Below are 14,702 nucleotides of genomic sequence, written 5' to 3'. Positions count from 1 at the left end.
AGGTGATGCAGGTGACCACACCCACCGGACGGCGTACGGCGAGCGCGCCCAGCACGGCCGCCGCGCCGCTGCCGAGTCCGGCGCCCGCGACGCCGAGCGTGGCCGGGACGATGAGCTGCGAGGCGGAGTCCCAGACGCCGCCGAGCACGAACTCACCCGCCCGGTCCGGCATCAGCAGCAGGGCGCCGCCCCAGAGCAGCGCGGCGGCGGCCTGTCCGCCGCCTAGGTAGAGGCAGAATCTGCTCAGTCGGTGCGGGGCCCGCCGCAGTACGCGGGCCGCCTCCGCGACGGTGACCAGGGAGAGGCCCATCAGGAGGGCGAGGAACGGGCCGAGGAGGAGTTCCGCGCCCCGGACCGCGCCCACCGCGCCGACGCCGACGATCACGCCGAGCCCGTACGCCCGGAGTTGGCTCGCGCCGCTGAGGCTGACGTTCTCGACCAGGTACCGGTAGCCGAGGTCGCGCTGCTCGCGCAGCCAGCCGCGCGCCTGGGTCAGCCGGGGGCGGATGCCGGACTGGAAGCAGCCGTAGACGGCGGCCACCGCGGCGGACGCGCCCCAGGCCAGGACGAAGGCGCCCACGGTGTCCACGCGGGCCGCGATCACCATGGCGGGGACGAGTGCGACGCCCCACACGAGGTCGTTGAGGAACGCCTTGCGGCCGGCGCCCGCGGCGAAGAACGCGAACCGCCAGGCGTCCTGGAGGAGCAGCGCCGGGAGGACGACGCCGAGGCAGGTGAAGGCGGGTCCCACCCGGCCGCCGAGACCGAGCCCGACCAGCAGGCACACCGCGCCGAGCGCGGTGCCCACGCCGAGCGCGGCGCCCGACGAACGGGCCGTCGCCGCGCGCCAGGACGCCTCCGGTACGCCGCTGAAGCGCACCACGAGCGGATCGGTGGCCAGCCCTCGGGCGACGTTGAGCACCACGCCGTAGGTCAGCCAGGCCAGGCTGAACACGCCGAACGCGGTCAGCCCCAGCGAGCGTGCCACGTAGATGCCCACCGCGAAGTTGGTCATGCTGGAGGCCGCCTGGTCGGCCAGTCCCCAGGACAGCCGGCCGACGATGCCCTTCCTGGCGGACCGGTCGGCGGACCGGCGGGCGTCCGTGGCCCGGTCCGCCGGTGCCGGCGTCTTGTCCCCCTCGGTGGCCATCGGCGTCATGCCTTGATCAGCCCGGCGCCGTGCAGGGCGTCGGCCGCGACGGCGACGGTGTCGAACGGCAGAGCGGCCCGTTCGGCGACGTCCAGCAGACTGTGCTCGCCGTCGGAGAGGCTGAGCACCCAGAGCATCGCCATCTGCGCCTGCTTGGCGTCACTGCGGCCACCTAGCGAGTCGTACAGCCCGCGCCTGCCCAACTGCGGTTCCCCATAAGGGCTGAGGTTGACGTAAGTCCGGTTGCGGTCGAGGACGGCGAACGCCTCGCGGCAGACGGCGAGCGTGTCCGCCATCGCCTCCGGGGAGACGAAGTCCGGGTTGTCCGCCGAGGTGTGGTACTCGGGATAGCCCGCGTACGGGGTCCGGCTGAGCGAGCCCACGCCGAGGTCGAACCCGGGTGAGCAGTACTGCCGCTCGTCGTAGCCGTACGGGGTGAACTCCGCTATGCGGTGCGGGCGTTCGGAGGCGCTGAGCACATGGCGCAGCACCCGGTCGATCTCCGCGTCGCCTCGCCTGCTCCGCTTGTAGTTGAGTTGGCCCGAGTCGCCCGCGCAGGCCAGTACGAGGCCGTGCTTGACGCGTTCGATCCGCTCGGCGTTGCGGGCCAGCCAGGTGATCGCCCCGACGGTGCCGGGCGCGAAGATGAACCGGTAGGTGTAGTACGGCGTTTCCTCGGCCAGTTGTCGCGCCAGGAACGTCGCCACCGCGATGCCGGCCAGGTTGTCGTTGGCCAGCGACGGGTGGCAGACATGGCAGGAGACGATCACCTCGTCGGGGACCTGGCCGGGGATCACGTGCTCGGCGTAGGTGAGGTGGCCGTCGGCGAGGGTGGAGTCGATACAGACCTCGTAGTCGCCGTCGGGGAGCGCGTCCAGGGTCTCCTGGGCGAGGCAGAAACCCCACTTCGGCTCGTAGTAACTCGTCCGGTACGGGATCAGGGTCGGCTGGTCAGGCAGGGTGTACAGGTGCTCGCGCAGCTCGGCCAGCGGCATGGTCCTCGCCACCGGCACGCTGTACCCGAGTACGTGCAGGCTGGACGCGGCGAAGTCGACGACCCGGTTGCCCTCGGCGTCGGCTATGTAGGCGTCCCGGATGTTCCACTCCTGCGGGACCGTCCAGTCGAGCACCTGCGTGCCCGTCGGCACCTCGTGCACCCGCAGCGGAACGTACTCGTCGACGATCTCCAGGGTGGCGCGCACCCCGTCGCCCGTGATGCTCCGGCAGAGCGGGTACAGCCGCTCCACCAGCGCGTGCATCTGCTCGCCGGGCGTGGTCAGCGGCTGCTCGCCGGGCGTGCTCGTCGACTGCTCGCCGTTCGGTGTCATCGGCGCCACCGCAGGGTGTCGTCGACGGAGCCGGCCTCGGAGGCCGCGCGCAGCACGGCGAGACGGGTGAAGCGCCGCTCGAAGTCCTCCCGGGTCAGCCCGTGCTTGCGGTAGGCGTCGGCGAGTTCGTGCGCGCCCTGCTTCACCGTCCACTCGCAGTCGAAGCCGGGGATCGCGGCGCGGAACCGGGAGAAGTCCACCCGGTACGAGCGCGGGTCGGCGCCGTTCTCCCCGGTGATCCGCACCTTCGCGCCGGTCACCGCCTCGGCGACCTGGTCGGCGATCTCGGCGACCGTGACGTTGTTGGTCTCGCTGCCGATGTTGAACGCCCGGTCGTGCACGGCCTCCCGGGGTGCGGTGAGCGCGGCCGTGAAGGCGCGGGCGATGTCGGCGGCGTGCACCAGCGGTCGCCAGGGCGTGCCGTCGGAGAGGACGAGGACCTCGCCGGACAGGAGGGCGTGGCCCACCAGGTTGTTCAGCACGATGTCGGCGCGCAGCCGGGGCGAGAAGCCGAAGGCGGTGGCGTTGCGCATGAAGACGGGGCTGAAGTCGTCGTCGGCGAGCGTGTGCAGGTCGTCCTCGACCCGCACCTTGGACTCCGCGTACGGGGTGACGGGGCGCAACGGGGCGTCCTCGGCCACGAGTTCGTCGCCGCCGGCCGCGCCGTAGACCGAGCAGGTGGACGCGTACAGGAAGCGTCGTACTCCGGCTTCGCGGGCCAGGCGTGCCAGCCGTACGGAGGCGTGGTGGTTGATGTCGTAGGTGAGGTCCGGCGCCAGTGCTCCCAGCGGGTCGTTGGAGAGCGCGGCCAGGTGGATCACGGCGTCCACCCCGGCCACGTGGTCGGCCGTGACGTCGCGGAGGTCCACCCGGTGCCCCCGCGGGTCCTCGGGCCGCGGGCCGAGGACGCAGTCGGCGAACAGGCCGGCGTCGAGACCGACGACCTCGTGCCCGGCGGAGCTGAGGACCGGGGCCATCACGGTGCCCAGATAGCCCTGGTGTCCGGTCAGCAGTACGCGCAAGGTTCATTCCCCCAGTGTGAAAGTGCCCAGGTCGAGCGTGAGTTTGTGGACGGCGAACGCCTCGGCGTAACGCGCGTGGCATTCGATGCCGCGGATGCGGGCGAGGCCGAGGAAGGCCTCGCGGTCGTACCAGGGGCGGTGCCGCTGCGAGGGGTAGTGCTCCTGCAGCAGCCGCACCTTCTGTTCGGCGGTCTCGGGCGTCAGCGGCTGGTACGCCGCCATCCGGCCGAGGTCGCCGTCCCATTTGACGATCTCGTAGCCGAGTACGAGGTGGTCGCGGAACGCGGTGGGCAGCAGTCGCGCCAGGCCGCGGTGGTCCTGGTGCGCGTCGTCGGTGCGGGGTGCGAGGACGAGGTCGGGTTCGGTGCGGGCGCGCAGCTCCTCGACGGCGGCCTTGGCCTCCTCCCACTGTGCGGGCAGCCGTCCGTCAGCCAGTTTGAGCACGGTCAGCCGCAGGTCGGCGCCCGGGCAGAAGGCGGCGAGCGCGGCCTGCTCCTCCTGCTCCCGGTCGGTGCCGCCGCCGGTGAGGACCAGCGCGTCGACGCGCAGACCCGGCCGGGCGAGGCACATGGTCAGCAGGGTGCCGCCGGCGCCGATGGCGATGTCGTCGCAGTGCGCGCCCACCGCGACGATCCGGTCCAGGCGTCCGGTGCCGAGCCCGATCACGCGGTCCCCGCCCCGACGCCGGCTCTGTGCGCGGTCACGCCGTCCCGCTCCCACACGGCCCACGGGCGCTCGCCCCGGGCGTAGGCCTCGTCGAGCGCGGCCTTCTCCTTGACGGTGTCGGTCGGCTTCCAGAAACCGCGGTGCTGGTGCGCCACCAGCCGCCCCTGCTTGGCGAGTTGGGCGCAGCCGTCGGCCACCAGGTCGCCGCCCTCCGGGATGTGGTCGAAGATCTCCTGGCGGAGCACGAAGTAGCCGCCGTTCTCCCACAGGGGCAGTTCGCTGACCGCGGTGATGCCGCCCACCAGGTTGTCCTCGCCCAGCTCCACGCAGTGGAACGAGGACTGCGGCGGCACGACCATCATCGACGCGCCGGCGTCACGCCGGGCGAACTGGTCGATCATCAGGGGCAGCGGGGCGTCGGTGAGCACGTCGGCGTAGTTGGCGAGGAACATCTCGTCGCCGTCCAGGTGGTGGCGCACCCGGCGCAGCCGCTCCCCGATCGGGGACTCGATGCCGGTCTGCGCGAACGTGATCGTCCAGTCGGCTATGTCGGTGGACAGCAGCTCGGTGCGCCCGCCGCGCAGGACGAAGTCGTTGGACGTCGTCTCCTCGTAGTTGAGGAAGAAGTCCTTGATGTGGTGGGCCCCGTAGCCGAGGCACAGGATGAACTCCGTGTGCCCGAAGTACGCGTAGTAGCGCATGACGTGCCAGATCAGCGGCCGGGGGCCGACCATCGCCATCGGCTTGGGCGTGTCGTCGGAGGCTCCGTTGCGCATGCGCAGCCCGTAACCGCCGCAGAACAGAACGACCTTCATGTTGCGATCTCCTTCACGGCAGCGTCCTCGACGATGCTGAGTTCCGGTATGGGGAAGACCAGCCGGCCGCCCCACTCGTGCACGAAGGACAGCTGCTCGACCAGTTCGGTGCGCAGGTTCCACGGCAGGACGAGGACGTAGTCCGGCTTGTCGGCGGCGATCTGCTCGGGCGCCAGGATCGGGATGCGGGTGCCGGGGGTGAACCTGCCGTGCTTGTAGGGGTTGCGGTCGACCGTGTACGCGAGCAGGTCGGGCCGGATGCCGCAGTGGTTGAGCAGGGTGTTGCCCTTGCCGGGGGCGCCGTAGCCGACGACGCTCTCGCCGCGCTCGGCCGCCTCGATGAGGAACTTCAGGAGGTCGCGGCGGACCTTGGCGACCCGGGCGGAGAACTCGGTGTACCCGGAAAGCTCCTGGAGCCCGGCGGCCTTCTCCCGGTCCAGTACGTCGGCCACCCGCCGGGACGGTTCGCCCGCCACCTCGGCGGGGCGGGCCAGCAGCCGGATGGAGCCGCCGTGCGTGGGCAGCAGCTCGACGTCCACGAGGGCGAGTCCGCCGCTGGCGAGGGCCCGGATCGCGGACGCGACCGTGTAGTACTGGAAGTGCTCGTGGTAGACCGTGTCGTACTGGTTCTCCTCGATGAGGGTCAGCAGGTGCTGCACCTCGATGGAGACCCAGCCGTCGTCGGCGACCAGGGCGCGCAGTCCCTGGGTGAATCCGACGACGTCGGGGATGTGCGCGTACACGTTGTTGGCGACGACCAGGTTCGCCGGGCCGTGTTCGGCGCGGACGGCGGCGCCGGTCTCCGGGGACAGGAACTCCGTGAGCGTGGGCACCCCGGCGTCACGTGCCGCGGCGCCGACGTTCACCGACGGCTCGATACCCAGGCAGCGGATCCCCCGGTCCACCACGTGCTTGAGCAGATAGCCGTCGTTGCTCGCGACCTCGACCACGAAGGAGTCGGGGCCGAGCCCCACCCGCTCCACGGCGTCGGCGACGAACGTCCGCGCGTGCTCCACCCAGGAGGTCGAGTACGAGGAGAAGTACGCGTACTCCTTGAACGTGTCCTCCGGGGTGATCAGCGGAGGGATCTGCGCGAGCCAGCAGTCCGTGCAGACCCGCAGGTGCAGCGGGTACGCCGGTTCCGGCAGGTCCAGTTGGTCCGCGGCGAGGAAGCTCTCGCACGGCGGGGTCGCTCCCAGGTCGACGACGCTCTCCAGCGCCGCCGAGCCGCAGAGTCGGCATCGTGTCATCTACTGCCCCCATCCCGCTCGCGCTGGTTCCCCCGGCGCGAGCCAGTGTTTCCGTCACGTAGCGGCGACGGGCCTTCCCCGTCGCCGGACCGACCCGCGATCGCGGTGCGGTACCCCTCCACCAGGCGGTCGAGGCCGACGGCCGGGCTGAAGCCCTGTTCGTACCGTCGCCGGGCCGCCCGGCCCATCTCCTGGTTGCGCTCCCGCCCGGCCGTGATCCGGCGCAGGCAGGCGGCGAGCGAGGCGGGTTCGCCCGGCTGGTGCAACAGCCCGCTCACCCCGTCCTCGAGGAGTTCGACGAACGCCCCGTGCGCGGCGGCGACGGTCGGGACCCCCGCCGCCATCGCCTCCACGACGACCAGGCCGAACGCCTCCAGCCAGGTCGAGGGGGCCACCACGGCGACCGACCGCGCGATGGCCCGCCGGCACTGGGCGGGGTCGTACAGGCCGACGTACCGCACGTCGTCCCGGCCCGCCGCCCAGGCGGTCACCTCGGCCTCCAGCGGCCCCGTGCCGGCGATCACGAGCGGTACGCCCACTCCCCCGTTCGCGGCGAGCTCGTCCCACGCGGCCATCAGCAGGCGTACGCCCTTGGCCTCGGCGAGCCGGCCGAGGTAGAGCAGGTGCTCGCCGGGGCCCGTGCGACGGGCGTCCGGTTCGGGCACGAAGTTGTGCTTCACCGCGAGCCGTTCGGCGGGCATGCCGGACGCCACCAGGACATCGCGCTGCGCCGCGGAGATGCAGAAGAACCGCTCCACGCCCGACCACCAGCGCCGCCGGTTGACCGACAGGCTGACCGCGAGCGGCACCGTGGCCAGCCGGGAGCCGCGGTAGCAGCCGTGCCGGACGGCGGGCAGCGGCGACGATCCGACGCACTCGGTGCACGGCCGGCCGTCCCGCTGGAGCGTGCCGGGCGGGCAGACCTGGGTGTAGTTGTGCAGCGTGGCGACGGCGGGCACGCCCGCGTCGGCGCAGGCGGCGAGCACCGCGGGCGACAGGAGCGGGAACACGTTGTGGATGTGCACCACGTCCGGCCGCTCGGTACGGAGCCGGTCGGCCAGCTCGGAGCGGACCGCCGGGTTCCATGGCACCAGGAGCGGCAGCGCGGCCTTGCCCAGCAGGGAGCGGCCGGCGATGTCGTCGCTGCGCCGCTCGAACAGGCCGACCCGGTGGCCGGCCGCGCGCAGCAGCCCCACCTCCTGGTCGACGACGTTGTTCTCCCCGCTCGGCTGCGCCGAGTTGTAGCGGTTGTGCACCACGAGGACGTGCATGGTCGAGGTCACCTGGCATCCCTGGCCCATCGCGGGACATGTCGTCGGGGTACGGCGGGCTTCGGCTGGGCCGCGGGCGGTGCGGGTACCGCCAACAGGGATGCGGCCAGGGCCAGATGGAGCAGATAGGGCGAGGCGTCGCCGAGACCGGCCTCGGTGTACGACGCGATCGCGCAGTAGCTGATCAGGAAGATCGCGCAGGCCCTCGGCAGGGACGGCGGACGCAGCAGCGCGACCCCGCCCAGTACGACGAACACCGCCGCCACGAGGGTCACGCCGATCCAGCCCTGCTCGTGGTAGACGGCCAGCCAGCTGTTGTCGATGGGCAGCCCGCCGAACGACTTGTCGCCCAGGCCCATGCCGAACGACTTCTCCCCGTTCGTCCGGGGTGCCGCCAGCAGGGCGTCCCAGACCTTGGCCCGGCCGGTGAGGCTGGTGAGGTTCTCCTGGCTCTGTCCGCGCAGGAACCAGGCCCGCAGCGCGGGGGCGAAACCCACCGCGGCCACCACGGCGACGAGCACCGCCCAGGTGAAGAAGCGGCGGGCGGCGGCGCTGGTCAGGACGAGCGAGCCGATCGCCAGCACCAGCCCGATGAGCATGCCGATGGTGGCCGTACGGGTGTGGGTGAGCGCGAGCAGGACGAGGGACGGCACGATGATGACCGTCGCGCTCGTCCGGTCGGCCTTGCGGCCCAGTACGAGGAGCACGGTCAGCCCGACGATCACGGCGGCGTACTGGCCGATCTGCGGCGGGGTGAGCGGCCACAGGGCGCCGACCAGCCGTCCGCCGTACAGCTCGGGCATGGCCGCGCCCGGGGACACGACCAGGCCCGCGGCGACCGACCCGAGCACCGCGAAGTACATCCGGATGTGGTGCCGTACGAACGTCAGGTTGCCGTCCCACCAGCGGCTGAGCAGCCACAGCGTGCCGACGAAGAGGGCGAGGCGGGTGCAGCGGAACAGCGCGCCCAGCCCGGACTCCAGTTGCAGGCTGGAGATCAGGCTCGGCACCAGCAGCAGGGTGAGCAGGAGCACGAAGGCGCTGGCCCGGATGCGCAGCCGGAGATTGAGCGCGAGCGCCAGCGTGAACGCGGCGACCAGCGCGCCCATGGTGACCAGCTGGATGAGCGAGCGCGGCAGCGGGACGATGGTCTTCGCCCCGGCGGAGCCCAGGGTGTTGAGGATCAGCAGGCTCCAGACGACCCCGACGAGCTTCGGGGTGCCGGGCGGGCGCGCTTCGGCGCCGGTCCGCGTGCCGGTCGTGGCAGCCCTCCCCGCCGCGTCCGCTTCGCCCGGCGGTGTGCCGCGCCGCAGGTCCCCGGTCATCTCAACCACCGGCCCGCGGGTCGAGGGTGCTGCCGGTGTCCTGCTGGTAGGGCGTGCCCTGCCACTGGCCGAAGTCGAGCACCCGGCTGGGGTCGTGGGCGACGAACTGCCAGGGTCCGACGTACACGTTGTCGTGCCAGCGGTTGTGCTGCTTGCGGGTGATCGCCTCGGCCACCCGCTCGCCCTTGTACGGCGACCACTCCGGATAGGTGCCGTAGTTGGACAGCACCGCCATGCGGTCGCACTTCGCCGTGCACTTGACGACGGACTTGTCCAGCGTGAAGCGGTTGTCGTGGATGTCCACCCGCTGGGTCTTCCACCGGCAGTCGCCGTAGAGGGGTGCCTTGGCGATCGCCGGCCGCACACAGCGGTCGGTGTCCCGCACCAGCAGCGTGCAGTCACCGGACGAGGTGTTGGCGGGGCTGTTGCAGAACCGGTCGGCGTTCTCCCAGAGGGTGATTCCGGACCAGTTGTCCTCCAGTACGTTCCCGTAGATCTCGATCTTGTCCGTGCGGGCGCGGACCCGGGGTTCCCCGCCGGACTCGGACAGATAGACGGTGGCGAAGGGGAAGCTGTCGCCGCGCTCGGCGTATCTGCGGCCCTCGACCCAGTTGTTGCGCCGGATCGTGTTCTTCCGGATGACCGCGTTGTAGCTGGTCTCGTACATCAGCGCGGCGCCGTCGTTGTCCTCTAGGACGTTGTTCTCGATGCGGAAGTCGTTGTTGTTGGTGTCCGCCCACAGTCCGGCGCCCCGGTTGTCGTGCACCCAGTTGCCGCGGATGTCGGCGCCGTCGACGGCCCAGAACTTGACGCCTCCTGTGCAGCCGCAGCCCTCGCGGCGCCGCTCCCAGTCACCGGTGTTGTTGCCCGTGATCTCGTTGCCCTCGACGACCAGGTCCTTGAGGGGGTCGCCTGCCTTGTAGGCGTTCATGCCGTACTGGCCGTTGGCGCGCAGGCAACTGGCGCGGACCTGCTGGCGGGCCCCGGCCATCAGTCCGGCGCCGGAGTTGCGCTGGATCGTGGCGTGCTCGATCACCCAGCCGTCGGCCGAGTCGTGGTTGACCACGCCCTCGTCGTGCGGCGCGACGAAGTTCTGCACGGTCAGATGGCGGATGGTGACGTCACGGGCGGTGCCGCCGAACGCGTACTGGTTGGTCCTGCGGCCGTCGAGGACGGCGCCCGGCGCGCCGAGGTAGCGGTCGCCCTTCTTGGGGATGACCTGGGCGTAGCGGTCCGCTTCGAGTCGGTGCGTTCCGGGCTTGAGCCAGAACGTGGTGTTCGCCGGGCTGCTCCTGGTCTTCGCGGCCAGGTCGCCGACCTTCGCGGGGTCGACCGTCACCGCGCCCGCCGGAGCCTTCGCCGGTCCGGCCGCGGGCTTGGCGCACACCCCGGCCACGGACCGGGCGCCGGACGTGGACGGCGCGGCGGTCGGCTCCGACGGAGGGCCGGGCGTGCTCACGCACCCGGTCGCCAGCAGGGCCAGCGCCGCCACCGGCAACGCCCGCTTGCGCCACTTGAATCGCACGCGTCCTCCCCTCCCTAGTCGCGGAACCCGAGTACGGTCGTGAACTCCGCCGTGCTGTCGGCGAAGCCGGTGCCGACGAGCGTGGTCGCGGGTTCCTTGCGGCCGAAGCCGGCGGAGTACCAGCCGAGCGGCGGGTCGCTCTCGCCGCGGTGCGCCCGCCAGTCGAGCTGTCCGGGCAGGTCGAGGACCGCCGAGCGGTTCTCGCCGTCCCGCGTCCAGGTGAGTACGGCCCTGTTCTCCACCAGGTCCGCGGTGATCGCCGGCCCGAGGTGGAAGGCCAGTCGCGCGGCCCGGCGGGGGCCGCGCACCTCGTCGACCACGCGCAACTCCCCGGTCGCCGAGGTGAGTTCCACCCGGCGGCGGTGCACCGAGCCCTGGTAGCCGTCGTGTTCGGCGCACCAGCTGTTCACCCCCTCGTCGGAGGTGTCCGTGCCGAGGACGCGGGTGCGGGCATGCCGGGTCCACAGGAACGGGCCGCCGGAGACGGACTGGTCGACGCCGTCCAGTTGCAGGGTGTTGTGGCCGAGGGTGGAGCGGAAGTACTGCCGCCACTCGGGCTGCCCGTGGTAGCAGAACGTCCCCGGGTCGGCGAGGACGTCGACCCCGTCGTGCCGCACCTCCACGGACAGCGCGTCCGCGTGGGCGTGCGCGGCGATGGACAGGAAACCGTGCGGGCCGCCGTCGCAGCGGCACCAGATCCCGGCGGGGCTCCGGAGGATGGTCATGCCCGCGTCGGCGAAGTGGGCCGGGCGACTCGCAGGGCGGGTCACGGGGCGGGTCACAGCCGGTGCGGTGCCGGTTCCCGAGGGCGGCTGGGCCTGCGAGGACGGCTGATCCTTCGAGGACGGCTGGGCCTTCGCGTACGGGCGGATGAGCGCGGTCAGCAGCGGGGTGCGTACGTCGGTGCCGGTCACCGTCGGCCACCAGTCGAGCCGGCCGAACACGGCGTCCCCGGTGGCCAGGAGCGAGCCCCAGCGGTCGGTGCCCGCGCCGTCCACGACCAGACCGTGCCCGTCGTCCGCGTCCCCCTGGCGTGGTGGCCGCAGCCGGTCGTCCACGACGGCGGCGAGCGCGTCGGTCATCCGCAGCAGTACCAGGCGGACCGTCGCGGGGACCGGTACGTCGGCGGCGTCCGCCTCGGCGAGCGCGGCCAGGCCGAGTTCCAGGACGAGTCCGTGGTACTCACTGGCCAGCTCGCGGTTGAGGCCCGAGAGGAAGGTGTTGGCGCGCAGCTGCCGGTCGAGGGAGCGCAGCGCGTCGGCCCGCCACCGGGCGGAGGAGGGGAACCAGCCGAACGCGCAGGCCGCCGCGAACTGTCCGGCGGTCTCGGCGATGACGTGGTTGTTCGCCGACGAGCCCCGGCTGGGGAAGGCGGCGAGCCAGCGCTGGTGGTGCCAGATCTGGTTGCGCGCCACCGGGTTGTCCTCGAAGAGACCGGCCGCTCCCGCCCAGCCGTCGAGGAGCCGGCGGATCCACACCCAGGACAGCAGCCGGATGCCCAGCTCGATACCGCTGATCCAGTGCACGCCGTGCAGCGGTGGGTTGACCTCCCACCACGACCGCAGATGCCCGGCCACGCGCTCGGCGTACCGCTCGTCCCCGGTGATCGCGTAGGCGGCGGCGAGCACGGTGAGGTACTGGTGCCGGGACGGCTCCCAGATCTGCTTGATGTCCCCGGCCGCGTCCTCGCTGCGGTAGGGCACGTCGAAGGCGTAGCCCCCCGGGGCCCGGCGACCGGTCTTGGGGTCCCACCACCAGTCCGGGTCGGCCAGGTCGTCGCGGGCCACCCCGAAGAACTCGGCGTGGCCGTCCATCAGCCGGTCCGCCTCGGCGACGAGGCGTTTCGCGGCGTCCGGGGGTATCGCGGCGATGATCCCGGCGGGCAGTACCGCGGTGAACCGGGCGCCGGTCACGGCCGGGCAGTGCGGCGGCTCCGCCCGCCATCGCCGTCGGCGGATCGTGTCGCCCGCCCGGCCGGCGACCTCCAGCGGTCCCATCCGGGACAGTCGCCGCAGGTACCAGCCCGCGGTGGTACTCACGGTCATCGCGCCCTCGCCAGGGTCACCGGCGCGCCGCCGGCCAGGCCGGCCGGCACGGCGAGGGTGGCCGCCGTGGTGGCGACCAGTGACTCCAGCGGCACCGGCATCGGCCCGCCGCTCCGCACGGCCCTGATGAACGCAGCCAGTTCGGCGTTCTGGCCCTTGTCGCGGGCCTTGGGCAGCCGCGAACTGACCCACCGCTTGCGCCCCCCGGCCCCGCCGTCGGAGTACAGCGAGGCACGGACGAAGTCGTCGAACCGCAGGACCTTGCCGTCCGCGACGAGGTCCAGGGTCTCCTTGGGGAAGCCGGGTGCGCCGGTGGTGACGTAACTGATGGTGGCGGTGGACCCGTCGGGGTAGCGCAGCACCACGTGCAGGTCCTCGTTGCCGGGCGCGGCGGTGGCGTACACCGATACCGGGTCCGCGTCGAGGAGCCAGCTCGCGGTGTCGATGAAGTGGCCGCCCTCGCCGGTGAAGCGGGAGCCCTCGGTGCCCTGTTGGAGATACCAGCTGCCGTGCTGCAGGCGGCCCGCGTTGACCAGGTAGCGCAGGTTCGCCGGACCGGTCCGGGCGCCGAACCGCTGCTTGGCCTCCTGGAGCAGCGGGGCGAAGCGGCGGTTGAAGCCCACCTGCAGCCGGTCGTTGCCGGACTCCTCCACCGCCGCGAGCACACCGGCCAGTTCGTCCTCGGAGAGCGCCAGGGGCTTCTCCACGAACACCGCCTTGCCGGCCAGGAGGGCCCTGCGGGTCAGTTCGGCGTGCGAGCTGTGCCGGGTGACGACGAACACCGCGTCGATCGACTTGTCGTCGAGCACGGCGTCGAGGTCGGTGCTCGCCTCGGCGAAGCCGAACTTCCGCTTCGCGTTGGCCGCGGACAGGGCCGTCGTGGTGACGACCGTGGACAGCTCGACGCCGTCGCGCTGCGCCAGGTGCGGCAGCAGCATCGACGTCGCGTAGTTGCCCGCTCCGGCGAACGCCACCCGCACCGGCGCGTGGGCCGACCGGGCCGGGGCGGGCGCCGTGCCGCCGCGCCGCACCGCGGGCACGGTCACCTCGGCTGGCGCGGCCGGGACCTCCTGCCCGGCCTGGTCCTCGGCGGGGCCGGGGTAGCGGAACAGCACGGCCACGGCCTTCAACTCGCCGTCCTTCAGGCGCTGGTACGTCCCGACGGCGTCGTCGAAGTCGGCGACGTGCGAGATCAGGGGCTCCACGTCGACGCGGTCGCGGGCGAGGAGGTCGAGGAAGCACGCCAGGTTACGGCGCTCGGTCCAGCGCACATAGCCGATCGGGTAGTCCCGTCCCTCCAGCTCGTAGGCCGGGTCGTAGCGCCCGGGGCCGTAGCTGCGGGAGAACCGGACGTCCAGTTCCTTCTCGTAGTACGCGTTCCACGGCAGGTCGAGGCGGCACTTGCCGATGTCGACGACCCGGCCGCGGTCCCGGGCGAGGCGGGCGGCCAGCTCCACGGGCTGGTTGCTGCCGCCGCCCGCGGCCAGATACACCTGGTCCACGCCGTGGCCGTCGGTGAGTTCGGCGACGGCCGCCTCCACGGCCGCGGACGCGGGATCACCGCAGGCCGCGGCACCCAGGCGCTCGGCGAGTTCACAGCGCGCCGGGTCGGGGTCGGCGCCGACGACACGTACTCCCGAGGCGGTGAGGAGCTGCGCCACGAGCTGCCCGATCAGGCCGAGGCCGATGACCAGTGCCACCTCGCCGAGTTGCGGCTCGCCCTGGCGGACGCCCTGCATGGCGATCGAGCCGACGGTGCCGAAGGCCGCGTGCCGTGGTGCGAGGCCGTCCGGTACCGGGGTGTAGAGGTTCTTCGGCACCCAGTTCAGCTCGGCGTGCAGCGCGTGCTCGTTGCCCGCGCAGGCCACGAGGTCGCCGACCTTCACGTCGTCGATCCCGGGGCCGACCTGCTCGACCACACCGCACAGCGAGTAGCCGAGCGGGGTGTAGGAGTCCAGCTTGCCCATCACCTTGCGGTAGGTGGCGGGCACGCCGTTGGTGGCCACGCTCTGCATGACCTTGGCCACCTGGTCCGGCCGGGAGCGGGCCTTGCCCACCATCGACATACCGGCTTCGGACACCTTCATGAGCTCGGTGCCGGTGGAGATCAGCGAGTAGGCGCTGCGGACCAGCACTCCGCCGGGCTTGCACCCCGGCACGGGCACGTCGAGCAGCGCCAGTTCGCCGCTCTTGTAGTTCTGCACAACCTGTTTCACCCGAGCTCCTCTTGATTTCTACGCCGTCAAGCCGTCGTGCCGTGGTGCTGTCGAGCCGTTTCGCTGTCGTGCCGTCGCGCCGCAGTGCT

General features: G+C 72.2%; 11 protein-coding genes. All 11 read right to left on the bottom strand.

From position 1 onward, the window contains the following. Window positions 1-1,150, bottom strand: a 1,150-nt coding sequence (locus IE278_RS26150) for an MATE family efflux transporter (protein ID WP_189775719.1), incomplete at its 3' end; no start/stop codon positions are given. A gap of 5 nt (window positions 1,151-1,155) precedes the next feature. Beyond that, window positions 1,156-2,478 carry a DUF4910 domain-containing protein gene (locus IE278_RS26145; protein ID WP_189775704.1) on the bottom strand — a complete coding sequence of 441 codons (1,323 nt, stop codon included), beginning with the start codon at window positions 2,476-2,478 and terminating at the stop codon, window positions 1,156-1,158. Further along, complete coding sequence (locus IE278_RS26140; protein WP_189775703.1) at window positions 2,475-3,500, bottom strand: NAD-dependent epimerase/dehydratase family protein; 1,026 nt, start codon at window positions 3,498-3,500, stop codon at window positions 2,475-2,477. Before IE278_RS26140 ends, IE278_RS26145 begins: the two co-directional genes overlap by 4 nt. Window positions 3,501-3,503: 3 nt before the next feature. Then, window positions 3,504-4,166, bottom strand: coding sequence for a PIG-L deacetylase family protein (locus tag IE278_RS26135; RefSeq protein WP_189775702.1), 663 nt, complete (start codon window positions 4,164-4,166; stop codon window positions 3,504-3,506). Then, the gene (locus tag IE278_RS26130) at window positions 4,163-4,981 is read right to left on the bottom strand and encodes a glycosyltransferase family protein (protein WP_189775701.1); all 819 of its coding nucleotides are present in this window, start codon (window positions 4,979-4,981) and stop codon (window positions 4,163-4,165) included. The genes IE278_RS26135 and IE278_RS26130 overlap by 4 nt, the downstream gene beginning before the upstream one ends. Then, window positions 4,978-6,231 carry a class I SAM-dependent methyltransferase gene (locus tag IE278_RS26125; protein WP_189775700.1) on the bottom strand — a complete coding sequence of 418 codons (1,254 nt, stop codon included), beginning with the start codon at window positions 6,229-6,231 and terminating at the stop codon, window positions 4,978-4,980. Before IE278_RS26125 ends, IE278_RS26130 begins: the two co-directional genes overlap by 4 nt. After that, window positions 6,228-7,502 (bottom strand): glycosyltransferase, encoded by a 1,275-nt coding sequence (locus tag IE278_RS26120; RefSeq protein WP_189775718.1) that lies wholly within the window; start codon window positions 7,500-7,502, stop codon window positions 6,228-6,230. The genes IE278_RS26125 and IE278_RS26120 overlap by 4 nt, the downstream gene beginning before the upstream one ends. 8 nt (window positions 7,503-7,510) lie before the next feature. Further along, complete coding sequence (locus IE278_RS26115; RefSeq protein WP_189775699.1) at window positions 7,511-8,827, bottom strand: O-antigen ligase family protein; 1,317 nt, start codon at window positions 8,825-8,827, stop codon at window positions 7,511-7,513. A 1-nt stretch (window position 8,828) separates the two neighbouring features. Then, entirely contained in the window at window positions 8,829-10,352 is a 1,524-nt protein-coding gene (locus IE278_RS26110) for a right-handed parallel beta-helix repeat-containing protein (RefSeq protein WP_189775698.1), read from the bottom strand. A gap of 14 nt (window positions 10,353-10,366) precedes the next feature. Continuing rightward, window positions 10,367-12,397, bottom strand: coding sequence for an alginate lyase family protein (locus IE278_RS26105; protein WP_189775697.1), 2,031 nt, complete (start codon window positions 12,395-12,397; stop codon window positions 10,367-10,369). Further along, window positions 12,394-14,613: a bi-domain-containing oxidoreductase gene (locus IE278_RS26100; protein WP_189775696.1), complete on the bottom strand. Its 2,220-nt coding sequence runs from the start codon at window positions 14,611-14,613 to the stop codon at window positions 12,394-12,396. The genes IE278_RS26105 and IE278_RS26100 overlap by 4 nt, the downstream gene beginning before the upstream one ends. Between the last annotated feature and the right edge of the window lie 89 nt (window positions 14,614-14,702).

Origin of the sequence: Streptomyces tauricus (assembly GCF_014650955.1) — a bacterium.
In the GTDB taxonomy this organism is placed as follows: domain Bacteria; phylum Actinomycetota; class Actinomycetes; order Streptomycetales; family Streptomycetaceae; genus Streptomyces; species Streptomyces tauricus.
This window is presented reverse-complemented; position numbering and strand designations above follow the sequence as displayed.

Coding starts and splice junctions, on each gene's coding strand:
- IE278_RS26105 (WP_189775697.1), bottom strand. CDS start 12,397: ATGACCGTGAGTACCACCGCGGGCTGGTACCTGCGGCGACTGTCCCGG.
- IE278_RS26145 (WP_189775704.1), bottom strand. CDS start 2,478: ATGACACCGAACGGCGAGCAGTCGACGAGCACGCCCGGCGAGCAGCCG.
- IE278_RS26115 (WP_189775699.1), bottom strand. CDS start 8,827: ATGACCGGGGACCTGCGGCGCGGCACACCGCCGGGCGAAGCGGACGCG.
- IE278_RS26120 (WP_189775718.1), bottom strand. CDS start 7,502: ATGCACGTCCTCGTGGTGCACAACCGCTACAACTCGGCGCAGCCGAGC.
- IE278_RS26130 (WP_189775701.1), bottom strand. CDS start 4,981: ATGAAGGTCGTTCTGTTCTGCGGCGGTTACGGGCTGCGCATGCGCAAC.
- IE278_RS26125 (WP_189775700.1), bottom strand. CDS start 6,231: ATGACACGATGCCGACTCTGCGGCTCGGCGGCGCTGGAGAGCGTCGTC.